General features: G+C 65.0%; 17 protein-coding genes. 9 read left to right on the forward strand and 8 right to left on the reverse strand.

The genetic code is table 11. The annotated features are described in order from the left end of the window. Positions 1–566: 566 nt before the first annotated feature. From FQK05_RS24770 to FQK05_RS24805, 8 genes are all read left to right on the forward strand, one after another. Positions 567–1,355: a cyclase family protein gene (locus FQK05_RS24770; protein ID WP_158972082.1), complete on the forward strand. Its 789-nt coding sequence runs from the start codon at positions 567–569 to the stop codon at positions 1,353–1,355. A 13-nt stretch (positions 1,356–1,368) separates the two neighbouring features. After that, a complete protein-coding gene (locus FQK05_RS24775; protein ID WP_158972084.1) occupies positions 1,369–2,937 on the forward strand; it encodes a phytoene desaturase family protein in 1,569 nt (522 codons plus the stop codon). A gap of 34 nt (positions 2,938–2,971) precedes the next feature. Next, positions 2,972–4,513 (forward strand): phytoene desaturase family protein, encoded by a 1,542-nt coding sequence (locus FQK05_RS24780; RefSeq protein ID WP_158972086.1) that lies wholly within the window; start codon positions 2,972–2,974, stop codon positions 4,511–4,513. 91 nt (positions 4,514–4,604) lie between these two features. Continuing rightward, positions 4,605–6,134: an ABC transporter substrate-binding protein gene (locus FQK05_RS24785; RefSeq protein WP_158972088.1), complete on the forward strand. Its 1,530-nt coding sequence runs from the start codon at positions 4,605–4,607 to the stop codon at positions 6,132–6,134. A gap of 64 nt (positions 6,135–6,198) precedes the next feature. After that, positions 6,199–7,206: an ABC transporter permease gene (locus FQK05_RS24790; RefSeq protein ID WP_158972090.1), complete on the forward strand. Its 1,008-nt coding sequence runs from the start codon at positions 6,199–6,201 to the stop codon at positions 7,204–7,206. Further along, positions 7,199–8,062 (forward strand): ABC transporter permease, encoded by an 864-nt coding sequence (locus tag FQK05_RS24795; protein WP_158972092.1) that lies wholly within the window; start codon positions 7,199–7,201, stop codon positions 8,060–8,062. Before FQK05_RS24790 ends, FQK05_RS24795 begins: the two co-directional genes overlap by 8 nt. Further along, positions 8,059–8,928 carry an ABC transporter ATP-binding protein gene (locus FQK05_RS24800; protein WP_158972094.1) on the forward strand — a complete coding sequence of 290 codons (870 nt, stop codon included), beginning with the start codon at positions 8,059–8,061 and terminating at the stop codon, positions 8,926–8,928. Before FQK05_RS24795 ends, FQK05_RS24800 begins: the two co-directional genes overlap by 4 nt. Further along, entirely contained in the window at positions 8,925–9,746 is an 822-nt protein-coding gene (locus FQK05_RS24805; RefSeq protein WP_199252768.1) for an ABC transporter ATP-binding protein, read from the forward strand. Before FQK05_RS24800 ends, FQK05_RS24805 begins: the two co-directional genes overlap by 4 nt. 10 nt (positions 9,747–9,756) lie before the next feature. On the opposite strand, the gene FQK05_RS24810 is transcribed toward FQK05_RS24805, so the two are convergent. The 7 genes from FQK05_RS24810 to FQK05_RS24840 form a co-directional block, all read right to left on the reverse strand. Continuing rightward, positions 9,757–10,704, reverse strand: coding sequence for an alpha/beta hydrolase (locus FQK05_RS24810; protein ID WP_158972096.1), 948 nt, complete (start codon positions 10,702–10,704; stop codon positions 9,757–9,759). A gap of 110 nt (positions 10,705–10,814) precedes the next feature. Then, on the reverse strand, positions 10,815–11,672 hold the full coding sequence (locus tag FQK05_RS24815; protein WP_158972098.1) for an alpha/beta fold hydrolase: 858 nt from the start codon (positions 11,670–11,672) through the stop codon (positions 10,815–10,817). Then, complete coding sequence (locus FQK05_RS24820) at positions 11,669–12,736, reverse strand: branched-chain amino acid ABC transporter permease (RefSeq protein WP_158972100.1); 1,068 nt, start codon at positions 12,734–12,736, stop codon at positions 11,669–11,671. Before FQK05_RS24820 ends, FQK05_RS24815 begins: the two co-directional genes overlap by 4 nt. Positions 12,737–12,748: 12 nt before the next feature. Next, positions 12,749–13,741 (reverse strand): branched-chain amino acid ABC transporter permease, encoded by a 993-nt coding sequence (locus FQK05_RS24825; protein ID WP_158972102.1) that lies wholly within the window; start codon positions 13,739–13,741, stop codon positions 12,749–12,751. A 10-nt stretch (positions 13,742–13,751) separates the two neighbouring features. Then, the gene (locus tag FQK05_RS24830; RefSeq protein ID WP_158972104.1) at positions 13,752–14,456 is read right to left on the reverse strand and encodes an ABC transporter ATP-binding protein; all 705 of its coding nucleotides are present in this window, start codon (positions 14,454–14,456) and stop codon (positions 13,752–13,754) included. Then, complete coding sequence (locus tag FQK05_RS24835; RefSeq protein WP_158972106.1) at positions 14,453–15,217, reverse strand: ABC transporter ATP-binding protein; 765 nt, start codon at positions 15,215–15,217, stop codon at positions 14,453–14,455. Before FQK05_RS24835 ends, FQK05_RS24830 begins: the two co-directional genes overlap by 4 nt. A 128-nt stretch (positions 15,218–15,345) precedes the next feature. Beyond that, positions 15,346–16,557, reverse strand: coding sequence for a substrate-binding domain-containing protein (locus tag FQK05_RS24840; protein WP_158972108.1), 1,212 nt, complete (start codon positions 16,555–16,557; stop codon positions 15,346–15,348). Positions 16,558–16,660: 103 nt separating this feature from the next. Here FQK05_RS24840 and FQK05_RS24845 point away from each other — a divergent pair, with 103 nt between their 5' ends. Next, complete coding sequence (locus FQK05_RS24845) at positions 16,661–17,263, forward strand: helix-turn-helix transcriptional regulator (RefSeq protein ID WP_158972110.1); 603 nt, start codon at positions 16,661–16,663, stop codon at positions 17,261–17,263. 18 nt (positions 17,264–17,281) lie between these two features. Here the strand turns inward: FQK05_RS24845 and FQK05_RS24850 are convergent, their stop codons facing one another. Continuing rightward, a complete protein-coding gene (locus FQK05_RS24850; RefSeq protein WP_158972112.1) occupies positions 17,282–17,743 on the reverse strand; it encodes an Lrp/AsnC family transcriptional regulator in 462 nt (153 codons plus the stop codon). Positions 17,744–17,829 lie beyond the last annotated feature (86 nt).

Consider the following 17,829-nt stretch of genomic DNA (forward strand, 5'->3'; position numbering starts at 1 on the left):
AGGTCACCGCCAAACCTAACAAATACTCAAAACATCTCTCTGAACAAACACTCCAAGTCATACACCACAACAAGCGCCCCGCAAGGGGCGCTGAACTGCGTTCCAGAACGACAAAAAAGACCACGAAGCCGACCCGGCGCAAGGGTTGAAAACCACCACACCAGGCGTTCGAAACCCGCCCCCCAGAAGCTCTGTGTGACCCGCATCCCAAGACGTCGGCCAACACGCTGTGGGTCAACGATTTCACTTATGTCGCCACCTGGAAGGGCTTCGTGTACGTCGCTTTCGTCATCGACGCCTACTGCGGCTCAATTTTCCTTCACTTGAGCTGAGTCTCCGGCCTGACGCGACAGGCCGGACAACGCGGTTGCAAACTGCCTAATCCCGAGGCGTTGCCGTCGCGGCCACCTGCCCAAAAAGCGGTCATTTTGGCCGAAAACGCTTGCTCGGCCCCGCGGCCGAATGAAATCTTGGCGCAGAAAGCTTTAAGCTTGAAATTTTCGTATCTATGCATTTGCATGTGATCCGAGACGGCAAAAATGTCCTGTTGGCAGGGAGAGAAGATAATGACACCCACCGAAACGCTTGCAACGCTGGCCACCGGGCTTCTGGATGGCACGGTCAAGATTGTCGACTGTACGGCGCCGCTGGGCCCGGACACGCCGCTGCTGAAACTTCCGCCGGAACTTGCCGACGACACGCCCAAGATCGAGATCCACAAGATCTCGGAATATGGCGACCGCGGGCCGTTCTGGGCCTGGAACTGGCTGAAGCTGGGCGAACATTCCGGCACGCATTATGACGCGCCGCATCACTGGATCACGGGCAAGGATTACCCGGACGGGTCCACCGACACGATCGATCCGCAGAACTTTGTCGCGCCCGCCAACGTGATCGACTGTTCCGCCGAAGCCGCCGAGAACCCGGATTTCCTGCTGACCGCCGATGGCGTGAAGGCCTGGGAAGCCGAACATGGCGAGATCAAGGAAGGCGAATGGGTGCTGATGCGCACCGACTGGGACCAGTACAACGGCAGCGAGGAGGCCTTCCTGAACGCCGACGAGACCGGCCCGCACACCCCCGGACCCTCGGTCGATTGCATCGAATACCTGATGTCCAAGAAGGCACTGGGCTGGGGCACGCAGTGTATCGGCACCGATGCAGGCGCGGCTGGCGGGTTCGAACCGCCTTTCCCGGCGCATAACCTGCTGCACCTGAACAACCGGTACGGCCTGGCGTCGCTGACGAACCTGGACAAGCTGCCGCCGAAGGGCGCGATCCTGATCACGGCACCCCTGAAGATCGTCAAGGGCACCGGCTCGCCCATCCGGGCGCTGGCGCTGGTCGCAGGCTGACGGGCGCGCGACCATGACTTCCTCTGCATATGATGTCGCCATTGTCGGTTCGGGTATCAACGCGCTGACGGCCGGGGCCATGCTGGCCAAGGCCGGCAAGAAAGTTGCCGTGTTCGAACGCGAAGCGGCGGCGGGCGGCTGCATGCGGACGGAAGACCTGGGCGAGGGGGTCGTGATCGATCCCCTGGCCACCACCTTCGTGCTCTGGGTGACCGGGGCCGGACATGGCGCGCTGGCAGGGGATCTGGCGCGCCATGGGGTGGAATTCTGTGCCACCGACACGCCGACGGGTGTGCTGCTGCCCGACGGGCGGGCGCTGGTCTACAAGATGGACCGCGCGGCCAATGTCGCGGCCTTCGATGCCGAAGCGGCGGGTGACGGTGCGCAACTGGCCGCGGACCTGGACGGTTTCGGCGCCAAGGCGAACCTGATGTTCGGCCTGATGGGCGGCGATCCATGGTCCCGCGGCACGGCGAAACTTCTGGCCAAGGAAGGCTGGTCCCGCGGCACCCGCGGCCTGGCGCAGGCCATGGGCGAGGCGCTGACATCGATGCGCGCCTGGCTGGAGACGTCCTTCAACGGCGAATTGCCCCGCGCGCTCTGGGCGCCGTGGTGCCTGCATGCCGGGCTGGGACCGGAGGCTGCATTTTCCGGCCAGATGGGGCAGGTGATCGGCTTCGCGCTGGAAGTGGCAGGGGCGCCGATCGTCAAGGGCGGCGCGGCAAACATGGTCCGCGGTCTGACCGCAATCATCGAGGACGCGGGGGGCACCGTCCGCGTCAATGCCGAGGTCGCGAAGGTTTCCACCAACGGCAAGAGGGCCACCGGGCTGGTGCTGGCCGATGGCGAAACCGTGACGGCGCCGACCGTCCTGGCCTCGGTCACGCCGAACCAGCTTTACGGCTCGCTGGTGCCGGACCACGGCAAGAAGGACGACCTGCGCAAGTACCGCTATGGCAAGGGCGATTTCCAGATGCACTATGTGCTGGACGGCTCCGTCAACTGGAAAACGCCGGGGCTGGAAAAGGTCCAGCTGCTGCATCTGACCCCGGGTCTGGACGGTGTGTCGAAAGCCGGGAACGAGGCCGAGCGCGGCCTGCTGCCCGAGGTGCCGACGATCTGTGTGGGCCAGCCGCTGGCCGCCGATCCGTCCCGCGCGCCCCAAGGCAAGTCGATCCTGTGGCTGCAACTTCCCGAGGCGCCGCGCCACGTGAAGGGCGACGCCGCCGGTCTGATCGACGTGCCCGCGGACGGGCAGTGGACCGAAGCCCTGCGCGAAGCCTATGCCGACCGGATCGAGGCGATCCTGGCCAACCATATCGAGGACTTCCGGTCCCGCGTGGCGGTGCGCAAGGCGATTTCGCCTGCGGATCTGGAAACGATGAACGTGAACCTTGTGGGGGGCGATCCTTATGGCGGGGCCTGCACAATCGACCAGTTTTTCCTGTGGCGGCCCTTCGCCGGCAGCACGCGGCACGAAACGGGGATCAAGGGGCTCTATCACATTGGCGCGTCGACCCATCCGGGGCCGGGGCTGTCGGGCGGGTCGGGCTTTCTGACCGCAAAGGAACTGGGCGCGTAACGGCCGAAAACCCGATCCGCAGCGGAGAGAGATCATGAGCGACACGGTCACCATCATCGGAGCGGGGATCAACGGCCTGGTGGCCGCGGCCGATCTGGCCGCGCGCGGCCGCAAGGTGCAGGTCTTCGAACGCGGTCCCGCACCGGGCGGGGCCGTCCGGACCGAGGAACTGACCCTGCCGGGCTTTCGCCACGACGTGGCGGCGATGAACCTGTCGATGTTCGCCGGTTCCGGTTTTATGGCCAAACACGGGGCCGAGATGGCGCAGCACGGGCTGGAGTTCGTGCCCATCGACCGCCCCTTCGCCCAGGCGCTGGAACCGGGTGACTATCTTGGCGTGACCAAGGACCTGGACGAGACGCTGGCGACCTTCCATTCCGAGGCCGACAAGGAAGCCTGGAAGGCGCTGATGGCAGGCTTCCCGTCACGTGTCGGTGCCGTGGGTGGCCTGCTGGGCACGCCGATGAAGCGCGGTCCCTTGCTGAAATTCCTGTGGAAACAGTGGCGGGCCCTGGGCGCGGCCGGGCTGGTGGACACGGCGCAGTTTTTGCTGACCTCGCCCCGCACCTGGCTGACGGAAACCTTCGAGGATCCCCGGATCCATGCGGCCCTGTCGAGTTGGGGCATGCACCTGGACTTTGCCCCCGACATCGCGGGCGGCGCGATCTTTCCCTACCTGGAAGCCATGGGCGGCCATTTCATGGGGATGGTCATCGGTAAGGGCGGCGCGGCCACGGTGACCGACGCGCTGGTCAGGATGATCGAGGCGCATGGCGGTACCGTCACCTGCGATGCCGAAGTGACGGCGATCCGGCATTCCGCGGGCAAGGTCACCGGGGTGACCCTGAACGGGGAGACCGTGCCTTCGGGAACCGTGCTGGCGGGTCTTGCGCCGGTCCACATGGCGCGGCTGACGGGGGCCACGGGGAATGCGGGCTTTGACGTCGGCCTGAAGGATTACCAATATGCGCCCGGCACGATGATGATCCACCTGGCGCTGGACGCGCCGGTGCCGTGGATCGCGAAGCAGATGAACGATTTCGCCTATGTCCACGTCGGCAGGTCCATCGACGGCGCCGCCAAGGTCTATGCCGAAGCCATGGCCGGTCTTCTGCCGGAAGCCCCGCTGCTGGTTGTGGGCCAGCCCACGCGCTTTGACCCGTCCCGGGCGCCCGAGGGCAAGCATACGCTGTGGGTCCAGGTCCGCATGGTGCCGGGCCGGATTCGTGGGGACGCCGCGCGCCAGATCACGGCGACAGACTGGGATGGCGCCAGGACGGCGATGGCCGACCGTGCGCTGGACCTGATCGAAGAACAGGCGCCGGGCTTCAGGGCCACCATCCTTGGCCGGCACGATGTCTCTCCGCTGGACCTGGAGGCCGGGAACCCGAACCTTGTCGGCGGCGACCAGGTCTGCGGATCGCACCACATGCGGCAGAACTTCCTTTATCGCCCCGTGCGCGGCTTTGCCGACGGAACGACGCCCATCTCCGGGCTCCACATGATCGGCGCTGCCGTGTGGCCTGGGGCCGGCACCGGCGCCGGTTCCGGCTTCTTCAAGGCGCAGGAGCTTTGATGCGCCGCCCGCGCGCCCGGGGCCCGCGGAACGCCCAAGACCTCGACCCCGCAAACGGGGCGACCCCAACCAGACCAACAGGAGACAGCAGATGACACCCCTATTTTCCAGACGCGGATTTCTAGGTGCGGCTGCCGCGCTGACCGCCGTCCTGTACGGCGCGGGCGATGTGGCGGCCCAAAGCGGCGACCTGACCATCGCCTACAACATCCCCGTGCAAAGCTGGGACCCGACCACCGGCCCCGCCGCCGTGAACCCGGTGCTTCAGTCGGTCTATCTGGCGGTCTTCGACCGCTTCATCGGCCAGGCGCCGGATCTCAGCTTCATTCCCGGCATCCTGACGGAGTGGAGCTTCTCGGACGACAAGTCGACCGTGTCGATGACCGTCCGCGACGATGCGGTCTGGCACAACGGTACGCCCGTGACGCCCGAAGACGTCGTCTGGTCGCTGCAACGCGCGGCGAACCCGGAAACCGGCAACCCGATGCAGTTCGTCTGGGGCAAGATCGACAACTACAAGATCGACGGCAATGTCATCACCGCCGACGTCAAGGAGTTCGAACCGGCCTTCTTCAAGTGGATGGCCTTCCTGACAGGTTTCGTCCTGCCCAAGGACTATTATGAAGAGGTCGGCGCCGAAGGCTTCGAAAAAGCCCCCATCGGCAGCGGCCCCTACATGGTCGACGCCTTCGAACCCGGCGCCTTCGTCCGTCTGAAGGCCTTCCCCGACTACTGGGGCGGCGCGCCGGAATACGAGACTGTCACCATCAAGTTCGTGACCGATCCGGCCAGCCGGGTGGCGGAAGTGGAATCCGGCAATTCCGACATCACGGTCAACATCCCCTACGAGGAATACGACCGCCTGATCGCCAAGGACGGCCTGACCGGCGAGGCGGTTCCGATCACCGATATCGGCATGATCTTCCTGAACGACGTCGACGTGATGCTGGACAAGAACGTCCGCCTGGCCGCCCATTATGCCATCGACAAGCAGCTGATCATCGACCGACTGCTGCGCGGCTATGGCGTGCCGCTGGCGACGCTGGAAGCGCCCGGTTATGCCGCCTTCGACGAGTCGATCACCTTCCCCTACGACCCGGAAAAGGCCAAGGAACTGCTGGCGGCGTCGGGCTATTCCGTTGACAATCCGGTGAAGTTCACGATCCAGACCACCCGCGGTTTCAAGCCCAAGGATTACGAGATGATCCAGGCCATCGTGGGCATGTGGCGCAAGGTGGGTATCGACGCCACCATCGAGGTCTACGACATCGCCAAGCACTATGAGCTGCGCGCGACCGATCAGCTGGCGCCGGCGGCGTTCTACAACTGGGGCAACTCCATCGGCGACCCGTCGACGGCCACCGGGTTTTCGATGTTCGGCCCGTCACCCCACTCGGTCTGGGATTCGCAGGACCTGATCGACAAGATCGGCCCGCTGTTTTCCGAAGCGGACGAGGAAAAGCGCATCCAGGGGTACAAGGACGTGTCGGCCTATATCGCCGAAAACGGCTATGTGATCCCGCTGCTGCAATACGTCATGCCCATCGTCCATTCGGACAAGGTGAAGGTCACGCCCTACACCTCGGGCGACCTGCTGCCGCAGGCGATGACCGCGCAGTGATCTGACGACCGTCCCGGGCTGCCGCGTCGCGGCCCGGGACCCTTTCCGAAGAAACCCTCCCCCTATGTTTGCCCGAACCCTCCTCTTTCGCCTCTCGACCGCGCTGGTCACGCTTTTCGGTGTGGCGGTGGTGGTCTTCGTGCTGGTCCGCGTGGCCCCGGGCAATCCGATTGCCATGATGCTGCCCCCCGGTGCGACCGAGGAAGACATCGCCCGCCTGACCGCCCTTTACGGCTTTGACAAAAGCCTGCCGGAACAGTTCGTGATCTGGCTGGGCGGCGTGTTGCAGGGGGATTTCGGCACCTCGATCACGCTGCGCCAGCCTGTGGACCAACTGGTCCTGTCGCGCCTGCCGGCCACGCTGGAACTGTCGGTCATGGCGCTGTTCATCGCCCTTGCGCTGGGCGGGGCCGTGGCCGTCATCGGTGCCCGCCGCCGGGGTACAGGGACCGAGCTGGGGTTGGACCTGGGCAGTGCCGCCGTCCTGTCGATCCCGGATTTCCTGTGGGGGCTGCTGTTCGTCCTTCTGTTCGGGGTGCTGTGGCCGGTCCTGTCGATTTCCGGCCGTATCGATCCGCGGATCGAGTTCGAATTCGCCACCCGTTTCTATGTCGTCGAGGGCATCCTGCGGGGCCGCTTCGACGTGGTCGGCAGTACGCTGGCCCACATGCTGATGCCCGCCATGGCGCTGGCGCTGCCGCTGGCTGCCATGATCGCGCAGGTCCTGAAGCAGAACCTGAAAGAAGTACTGCGGCTGGACTATACCAACCTGTCCCGTGTCCACGGCTTTTCCGAAACCGCGGTGATCCTGCGGGACGCGCTGCAGAACGCGGCGCTGCCGACGCTGACGCTGGTGGGGGTGCAGTTCACCTTCCTGATCGGCGGCACGGTGATCGTGGAACGGTTGTTCGCCTACGAAGGTCTGGGCAACATGGCCATCGACGCGGTGATCAACCGGGACCTGCCGCTGATCCAGGGGATCGTGCTGGTCTTTGCCGTCCTCTTCATCGCGATCAACCTGGCGGTGGACCTGTCCTATGCCCTGCTGAACCCGAGGCTTCGCAATGGCTGATACCACCCTTACCGCGCCGCGCAGCCGCAATCGCGGCCTGAACCTGCGGTTCTGGTTACCGCTGTTCTGGGTCGTGCTGCTGATCTTGGCGGCGGTCTTCGCGCCTTGGGTCGCGCCCAGGGATCCGCTGGCGCAGGACCTGTTCCTGGAACGCCTGCCGCCTTTCTTCATGAAAGGGACGGAACCCGGCTACTGGCTGGGCACCGACAGCCTGGGCCGTGACGTGCTGTCCCGGATGATCTACGGTGCGCGGATCGCGCTGATCGTCAGCTTTACCGCCGCCACGCTGACCTGTATCTTCGGGTCCGTCCTTGGCCTGGTCGCCGGCTATTTCGGCGGCTGGTGGGACACCGTGATTTCCCGCCTGGTCGACATCTGGATGTCCTTCCCGCCGGTCCTCTTCGCCGTTCTGCTGGTCGCCGTCATGGGCACCGGCCTGTGGTCCGTGATCGCTGCCATCGTGCTGATCGACTGGACCCGCTTTGCCCGCGTCATCCGGGCCGAAACGCTGGTGCAGGCGCGGATGGATTATGTCGACAGCGCCCGCATCGGGGGCGCGCGGCGGATCTCGACCCTGGTGTCGGAAATCCTGCCCAACGTGCTGCCGTCGATCATCGCGCTTCTGACCCTGGAAATGGGCATCGCCGTGATTGTCGAGGCCATCCTGAGCTTTGTGAACCTGTCGATCTCTTCCGACGATCCGACCTGGGGCAGCATGATCGCCGAAGGTCGCGGCGCCATCTACTTTGCCTGGTGGGTGCTGCTGTTCCCGCTGATCGCGCTCTTCCTGACCGTTCTCAGCTTCTCGCAACTGGGCGAGGGGATGAAGCAACGCTTCGATCCGGTGCTGCAATGACCGACCGTCCGACCCTTGATATCCTGCAGCTGACCGTCACCCTGCGCGGCGGCAGGAAGCTGCTGCGCGACGTGTCCCTGAAGGTGCAGCCGGGCGAGGTCCGCGCGCTGGTGGGCGAAAGCGGCGCCGGCAAGTCGATGATCGGCAAGGCGGTGCTGGGCATCCTGCCCCCCAACATCAAGCCGACCGAGGGAGAGATCCTTCTGGATACCCATCACCTGAACGCGATGACCCCGGTCACTAGGCGCAGGACCGTGTCGAAGATCGCGTCGCTGATCCCGCAGGATCCGCTGACGGCGCTGAACCCGGTAAGGAAGATAGGTCCCCAGATCGTCGATCCGCTGATCCACATCCACGGTTGGTCCCGTGACAAGGCGCGGGAGCGGGCGCGCGAACTGCTGGACCGGGTCCAGATCCGGAACACTGATCGCGTCCTGCAAAGCTATCCGCACGAACTGTCGGGCGGCATGCGCCAGCGGGTACTGATCGCGTCGGCCTTCGCGCCGTCGCCCCGGCTGATCGTGGCGGACGAACCGACCACGGCGCTGGACGTCACCGTGCAGAAACAGATCCTGCGCCTGATCCGCGAGCTTCAGCAGGAAACCGGGACCGCCGTCCTGTTCGTGACCCATGACATGGGCGTCGTGGCCAAGATCAGCCAGCGCGTGTCGGTCCTGTTCGCCGGCCGGGTGATGGAGGACGCCGCGACCGAGGATGTCTTCCGCAATCCACAGCACCCCTATACCGAGGCGCTGATCGCGGCGACGCCCAGCTACAGCGACCTGAACCGCAGCTTCTCGCCCGTGCCGCCGGCGCTGATCGCCGACCTGCACGCGAAGATCGCGGCAGAGGAGGCAGCGTCATGAGCGTGGATGTCCTGACCAGACCGTTGTTTTCCGTCCGCGGCCTGTGCCTGTCCTTCCCGGACCAGTCAAGGAAACCGCTGTTCGGGGCGGCGCCGCGGATCGAGGTGCTGAAGGGCCTGGACCTGGACATCCCCGAAGGCCGGATCACCGGCATCGTCGGCGAAAGCGGATCGGGCAAGTCGACCCTGGGCCGGGTGCTGGTGCGTCTGCTGACGCCGGATGCCGGGCAGGTCCTGCTGGACGGCAAGGACATCGCCCATCTGGACGAGGACGCACTGCGCCCGCTGCGCCGCGACCTGCAGATGATCTTTCAGGATCCCATGTCATCGCTGAACCCCCGTCACAACGTCGCGCGGATCATCACCACGCCGATGAAGCGCTACGGGCTGGGCGGCAGCCATGCCGATGCGCTGGCCGCGCTGGAGCGCGTGGGCTTGGGTGCGGCCTTCGCCGAACGCTATCCGCACGAATTGTCCGGCGGCCAGCGCCAGCGGGTCGGCATCGCGAGGGCCATCGCGCTGAAGCCGCGCTTCATCCTGGCGGACGAGATCGTGTCGGGGCTCGACGTGTCCAGCCAGGCGCAGGTGCTGTCGCTGCTGAAGGACCTTGCCCGCGACATGGGCCTGACGGTCGCCTTCATCAGTCATGACCTCAGCGTCATCCGCCATCTGTGCGACGACGTGATCGTGCTGAACCTGGGAGAGATCCTGGAATCCGGATCGGTCGAACAGGTCTTCGACAATCCTCAGTCCGAGGTGACGAAGACCCTTCTGGATGCGATTCCCCTGCCAGAGCTGGACCCCGACTGGTTCGACTAGGGCCCTGGCCCTAGGTCTCGGCCATGGTCGCGGCCAGCCATTTGCCGGTCTCGTCGATCGCTGTCAGTGCCTCGGGGATCAGGCCGCCCATGGTCACGAAGCCGTGGAACATGCCGGGCCAATGGCGGCGCGTGACCGGCACGCCCGCCGCACTCAGCGCATCGGCAAAGGCGTTCCCTTCATCCCGCAGCACGTCGAAGCCGCAGGTCATGACATAGGCCGGCGGCAGGTTGTCGAGGCTCTCGGCCAGCAGGGGAGAGGCGCGCCAGTCCAGTTCCTCGGCCAGGTCGTTCAGGTAGTTGTCGTGGAACCAGCGCATCACGCCATGGGTCAGCATGATGTCGGTCTTTGCCTCGCTGTGGGACGGATGGCCCATCCGCAGGTCGGTCGCCGGATAGATCAGCGCCTGCGCGCGGATCGGCACGGCCCCGGTTGCCCGCATGGTCAGTGCCACGACCGCCGACAACTGCCCGCCGGCACTGTCGCCCGCCAGTGCGACACGGTCGGGGTCGATGCCCAGTTCAGCCGCATTTGCATGGACCCATGTCGTCGCGTCGACGCAGTCGACAGCGGCGGCCGGGAACCGGTGTTCCGGGGCCAGGCGATAGTCGATGGAAATGACCGTCATGCCTGAGGCATCCGCCAGCAGGCGGCACACCGCGTCATGGCTTTCCAGGTCGCCGATCACCCAGCCGCCGCCGTGGAAGAACATCACCGCCGGCGACGGGTCCGATGTACCGACGGGGCGATACAGGCGGGCCGGGATCTGGGCTTCCGACCCCTGGATCGACAGGTCCAGCACCTCAGCCAGCTCCGGCAGGGGCGGTTTGATCCGCGTGCCGCGTTCGACATAAAGCCGTCGCGCCTCGGCCGGGGGCAGCGTGTCGAAGGTGGGCAGGTTGGCGGCGGCTACAGCCTCCAGCACGGCCTGCGCGCTGGGGTCCAGGGTATCGGTCATCCGGGATGGGTCCTTCGCATTTCGTCGGCGCCATGTTCCTGCAAAGCAGCGCCGGCGGAAAGAGGATTTGCCATGTCTCGGCCGACCCGGGCCGCCAGTCAGTCAGTCAGTCAGTCAGTCGGGGAGGCGGTCAGGTCGCGCAGCAGGCCGCGCACCAGCGCGATGTCGGACGGCATCGACAGGTTCGGCGCATGGCCGCAGTCGAATTCCGTCACGCCGGGTTTCGGCCCGCGCTGTTGCATGAACTGGGCGATGTCCGGCGTCAGGATGTCCGATGCCGTACCGCGCAACACATGGGTCGGCGTCGGGATGCGTGCGAAGCGGTCCCAGCTGGTCAGTTCCCGTCGCGAGGCCACGAACTGGATCGTGATCCTTGGGTCATAGTGCAGCGTCAGCCGCCCGTCCGACATCCGCCGGACCGAGGTCCGGGCCATCCGCCGCCAGAACCTGTCCCCGGCCGGACCGAAGGGGCGATAGACGGCGCGCAGCCAGGCCTCGGCCTCTGCCACCCGGGCAAAGACGGGCGCGTCGCCGACATAGCTGACGATCCGTTGAATCGCGGCATCCGGGACCTCGGGTCCGATGTCGTTCAGGATCAGGCTGGTCAGCCGGTCGGCATGGGGGCCGGAGGCCAGCCGCATCCCGATCAGCCCGCCAAGCGAGGTCCCCAGCCAGGCCACCCGGTCGAAACCGTAGTGGTCCAGCAGATCGGCGGCGATCCCGGCATAGTATTCGATCGAATATTCGGCCTCCGGGTTCTGTGACCAGCTGGACAGGCCGCGGCCGATCGTGTCGGGGCAGATCACGAAGTATTCGTCGGTCAGCGCTTCGGCCAGTTCGTCGAAGTCCCGGCCGGTGCGCGCCAGCCCGTGCCACATGACCAGCGGCGGGCGGGACCGGTCGCCCCATTCTGTCACGTGGATTTCGTGATCCATGACAGGGACAAGGTTGAAGCTGGGCGCGGTCAACGGCGCGCCCCCGCCTGCATGGCGGTGCCGGCGATGCCCTTGGGGAAAAAATAGACCAGCAGGATGAAGATGATCCCCAGCCAGAACAGCCAGCGGTCCGCGGCCAGCAGTTCAGGCAGGACCGGCACGCCGGACAGCGCCTCGGACGCGGCGCCCATCAGGTCGCGCAGGTAGTACTGGGCCAGGACCAGCAGCACCGCGCCGATCACCGCGCCCCACATCGTGCCCATGCCGCCGATCACGACCATCAGCAGGATGTCGATCATGATGTCGAAGGACAGGGACGTGTCGGGCCCGGTATACTTCAGCCAGACGGCATAGACCGTGCCGACCAGCGACGCGATGGTCGCCGACAGGCAGAAGATGAAGGTCCGGTAAGCCACGACGCGATAGCCGATGGCCTCGGCCCGTGCCTCGTTCTCGCGGATGGCTTCCAGCACGGTGCCCAGCGGCGAGCGGACGAAGCGCAGCATCAGCAGGAACAGCACGAGGCAGGACAGGTACACGAAGTAATAGGCCGCGACCTTGCCGTTCAGCGAAACGCCGAAGAGCTTGACCACCTTGCCGTTCCCGTCGACCAGAAGCTTGGTCGCCGGCTTGAAGAGGTCGGGCGCCTTGTAGGTGATCCCGTCCTCGCCCCCCGTCAACTGCGACAGCTGCGAGACGAGGACCAGCACGACCGATGCGGCCGCGAGCGTGATCATGGCAAAGAAGATCGCCTTCACCCGCAGGGACAGAAGGCCGATGGCCGTGGCCATGATCAGCGACACGACGACACCGCCGACCGCGCCCAGGGCGACAGGCCACCAGCCCGGCCCCATGTCCTTCAGGAAGATCGCCGCGCCATAGGCGCCGAAGCCGAAGAACATGGTGTGGGCAAAGCTGACGATGCCGGTATAGCCGATCAGCAGGTCATAGCTGGCGACCAGCACGATGAAGATGCAGATCCGCGCCGCGACCTCGACCGAGCGGACGTTCTGGAACAGGAAGGGCGCGAACAGCAGGACGGCGGCGATGGCCAGTACGACCAGCTTGACGACAAGGGTTCCGGTGGTCTGTTTCATGGTCCCGTTCCCTTATTTCACGGCCGGCCGCAGGCCGTTGGGGCGCCACATCAGGATGGCCACCATCAGGATCATATTCGACGCCAGTGCCATCTTGGGCGCCAGAAACCCCAGATAGTTCGACATCAGCCCTACCAGGATTGCCCCCAGAAGCGTGCCCTGGATCGATCCGAGCCCGCCGATGATGACGACGATGAAGACGATGATCATCATCTCGGCGCCCAGATGCGGCGTGATCAGCGTGGCATAGCCCGCCCACATCGCACCGCCGAGCGCAGCGAGGGCCGACCCCAGCATGAACACCCCGATGAACAGCCGGTCGACCCGGAAGCCCAGCGATTCCACCATCTCGCGATCCTCCACCCCTGCGCGGACCAGCAGGCCCATCCGGGTGCGGTTCAGCATGAAGTAGAGCCCCACATAGGCCAGGGCGCCCAGGATGAAGGCGAAGCCGCGGTAGATCTCGATCGAGACGTCGCCGATGATCCATGACCCTTCCAGAAAATGCGGCCGCAGCACGGTGAAGGGCGTGCCGCCCCACAGCGCCAGAAGCAGTTGTTCGGCGACGATCATGGCGCCCATGGTGATCAGGATCTGGCGCAGGTGGTCGCGGTAGACGGGGCGGATGATCACGGTTTCAAAGAACCAGCCGGCGACAAGGCCGAAGACGATCGCAGCCAGGTAGGCCAAAATAAGGGCGGCCGCGTTCATCGCGATGCTGTCGGACGCGAGCCAGCCCGACAGGCCCGCCAGTACGGTCGCCGCCACGAAGGCGCCGAAGCTGACAAAGGCCGAATGGCCGAAGTTCAGCACGTCCATCAGCCCGAAGACCAGGCTGAGGCCCGAGGCCATCAGGAACACCATCATCCCCATGGCCAGCCCCGCCACGGTCAGCGTCACCCAACTGGACGGCGCCCCGATCAGGACGAAGGCCACCAGTGCAAGCGCCACCGGAAGCAGGTTCACCCCGCCCAGCCGCTCGAATGTCTTGTTCAGCGCATCCATCGTCCGTTCCTTACATCGAGAGGCCAAGCAGGCGATCCTGCAGGCCCTGGTCCGCCGCGAAATCCGCCATGCTGCCCGCATGGACGACGCGGCCGTCGTCGATCACCGCCATGTCGCGCCCAAGGCTTTTGGCGAAGCGGAAGTTCTGTTCCACCAGAAGGATCGTGCTGTCCTTCGCGATGTCCCGGAACGCCTCGGCCATCGCATCGACGATGGACGGGGCCAGGCCCTTGGTCGGTTCGTCGATCAGGATCAGCTGGCGCGGTTCGATGATCGCGCGGGCGACCGACAGCATCTGCTTTTGCCCGCCCGATAGCGACCAGGCCTGCTTTTCCCGGAACTTCTCCAGCGCCGGGAACAGGGAATGGACCCATTTCAGCCGGGTCTGATCGATCTTGCCGTTGGCGGTGGCCAGCACCAGGTTTTCGTCCACAGTCAGCGTTCCGAAGATGCCCATGTTTTCCGGAACATAGGCCACGCCCATGCGCGCGATGTCCGATGTGTGCATCCCGGTGATGTCCTGCCCGCGAAAGGTGATCGATCCGGGCGAGGGCCTCCACAGGTGCATGATCGAGCGTAGCGTCGTCGTCTTGCCCGCGCCGTTCCGGCCCAGCAGGACAAAGACCCCGCCTTCGGCCACGTCGAAGCTGACGTCGTGCAGCACCGCGTACTGGCCGATATTGGTTTTTACATTCTTCAGCGACAGAAGGGTCATTCCATGCCCTCCGACGTACCGAGGTAGACGTCGCGGACGATCTGGCTGGACATCACCTCGGCCGGGTTGCCGTCGGCCAGCAGTTCGCCGTTGTGCAGCACGATGATCCGGTCGGCCAGCGCGCGGACCACGTCCATCTTGTGTTCGACCAGAAGGACGGTCTTGGTCGGATCCGCCTTGATCTGGTGGATCAGCTCCAGCACGTCGGGCGCGTGGTCCAGCGACATGCCGGCTGTGGGTTCGTCGAACATGTAAATATCGGGCTCCATCGCCATCAGAAGGGCGACCTCCAGCTTGCGCTGGTCACCGTGGGGAAGGTTCGCCGCCTTCTGGTGCGCAAGCGAGGTCAGCCGCGTGGCTTCCAGAAAGTGTTCGGCCTTTTCGGTCAGGCCACGAAAGCGGCTGACCGGGCGCAACATGCGCCAGCCGTCGCCAGACCGGGCCTGCACGGCCAGCCGGATGTTTTCCAGCACCGTCAGCTGGGGGAACAGGTTGGTCAGCTGGAAGGCGCGTCCGATCCCGTGGCCGGCGCGGGCGGACGGCGACATCTGGGTGATGTCCGTGCCATCCTTGGTCACCGTGCCGGAGGTGGCCTTCAGCTGACCCGAGATCAGGTTGAAATAGGTCGTCTTGCCGGCGCCGTTGGGGCCGACAATCACCGTCAGCTCGCCAGGGCGGAAGGCGCAGGACACCTGGTTGACCGCGACATGTCCGCCGAAGCGGATCGTCAGGTCCTGGGTGACAAGCGAAGGACTGGTCATGTCAGGCTGTGTCCGATGTCTTTCAGGGAAAAAGAAGGCGCCGCCCGGGGAGGGAAGGGGAAGCCGGGCGGCGGCCAAGCCTCCCCCGGCGGGCGGGGGAGGGGTGTTCCGGGGACCTTGCGGCCGGATCAGCCGTTGTCGCGGCCGATGGGGATGTTCATCTCGTCCGCGGGGATGATCCGGACCTTTTCCGGGATCGCCCAGTCGACATTGTCATCGACCTTGATCTTGAAGTGCAGCATGTCCTGCAGTGCCTGGTGATCTTCCGGACGGAAGGTCATCTCGCCCTTCGGCGTATCCCAGGACATGCCTTCCATGGTCTCGATCAGCGTTTCGGTGTCATAGTCGGGCGCTTCCTTCAGCGCCTTCACGACGGCCAGGGCTGCCGACATGCCACCCGCGGTGAAGAAGTCGGGCGGGGTGCCGAAGCGTTCCATGTGCTCTTTCACCAACCATTCGTTGATCGGGTTGTCGAAGCCTTCGTAGTAGTAATAGACGGCGCCTTCCATGCCCGGGAACCGCTTGTAGGTCGGCAGAACCGGCAGGATGTGCCCGCCCATCGAGATCTCGATGCCGTAACGGCTGGGGTCCATCGCCTGGATCTTGCCCGGTGCGTCGCCGCCGCCGGCGATGTAGATCAGGATGACCTTGCGGCCTTCCTTGTCCTTCAGCGCGTTGAACATGCGTTCGGCCACTGCGGTGAAATCGGTGGTACCCTGGGGCACGTATTCTTCGGTCACGACGGTCGCGCCGGTGCCGTCCAGGGCCGACTTGAACGCGCTGATGCCATCACGGCCGAAGGCATAGTCTTCGGCCAGCGTGGCCACGACCAGGTTTTCGTCCGGCTGCAGCGCCAGCGCCTGGGCCTGCATGTCCATGGACGAGTTCCGCGAGGTCTTGAAGACGTAACGGTTGCTGTCCGGCCCGGTCAGGCTGTCGGCCACGGCGGGTTCGACGATCAGGATCTTCTCGTATTCCTCGGCGATGGGCAGCATCCCCACGGTCACGCCGGAGGAGGTGGCGCCCACGGCCAGCAGCACGTCGTCGTCGCCATAGGCTTCGGCCAGGGCGGCACGGGCGACGTCGGGCTTGAACTGGGTGTCCTTGATGATCAGCTCGATCGGGCGGCCATTGATTTCGCCGGTCCCGTCGGTGCCGTATTCGATCCCCATCTCGAACCCGGTCTGCGCCTGCTTCGAGAACGCCTCGAAGCTGGACCCGCTGAGACCGTGGATCAGGGCGATCTTGATCGGCTCGTCCGCGCTGGCACCGGTCGCGACTGACGCGGCTGCCATGAAGCCAAAGGCGGTGGTTGCGACAAGTCGCTTCACGATATTCATGATATCCTCCCATTTCAGCAGGGCGCGCGCCGTTGCACCCGGTGACCGGGCTGCCCTACCTTGCGCCTAAGGATCACCTTTCAAGGACCACAGGGGCAAGATCGTGGAAATACGTATCGACGAGGCCTACCGCACGGGCGAGTTCGCAGAGCTTGCGTATGCCTATGCACCGGTGGGTCTGGTCATCACCGAGAACCGCGTGATTCGCGATTGCAATCAGGCCTTTGCCGAGATGTTCGGCTATGCCCGCGAGGACCTGCGCGACCAGGTTTTCGCCATGCTCTACCCGTCCGACGAGGAGTTCGTTAACATCCGCGACCGCGGCGTGGCGCAACTGCGCGAGACGAACACCTACTGGGACGAACGCATCATGGCGCGGAAATCGGGACAGCTGTTCTGGTGCCGGGTGCGGGGCCATTCCTTCACCCCCGACGCCCCCCTTATGCGCGCGGTCTGGAGCTTTGCCGACCTGTCGGAAACCCGCCCCTATATCCCGTTGACCCGTCGCGAGCGCGAGATCATTTCCTACCTGTCGAACGGTTTGACCAGCAAGGAGATCGCGAAGGAGCTGGAGATTTCCCACCGCACGGTGGAGGTTTACCGCGCCAAGCTTCTGAAGAAGTTCGGGGTGAACAACACCGGCGGCCTGTTCCATTCGCTGGGCGGCATCGGCAGCGATCACGTCGTCTCGCGAAGCGGGGAATGATCCGGTCGGAATGGCCGGTCAGAATGGCAGCGGCGCGTTTTCCTTGATCGATTTCAGCACGAAGAAGGTCCGGATCTGCCGTACCCCGGGCAGGGCGATCAGCTTGCGGCTGTGCAGCGTGTTGAAGCTGTTCATGTCGCGCACCCGGATCTTCAGCAGGTAATCGAATTCCCCCGCGACCAGCAGGCAGTCCAGCACCTCGGGGATGCCTTCGGCCGCCGTTTCCAGCGCGGCAAAGCTGTCGGGCGTCGACCGGTCCAGCACCACGCCCACCATGACCAGCGCGCCAAGGCCCACGGCATCCGGCACGACCTCGGCCCGGACAGCGGGGATGAAGCCTTCGGCGAACAGGCGCTGCGTGCGGCGATGACAGGTGGCCGGGCTGACATTCACCCTGTCTGCCAGTTCGGCATTCGTCAGCCGCCCGTCACGGTGCAGGGCCCGCAGGATGGCACGGTCGATTCGGTCGATTCCGGGCATGGAAGGATCTTCCAATTTTCCCCATTCCAATTTTCAATTCAGTCATAAGTTGGAGAAATTATGGCGAAAAATAGGAAGTTTTCGCC

Source organism: Chachezhania sediminis (assembly GCF_009765275.1).
GTDB lineage: Bacteria > Pseudomonadota > Alphaproteobacteria > Rhodobacterales > Rhodobacteraceae > Chachezhania > Chachezhania sediminis.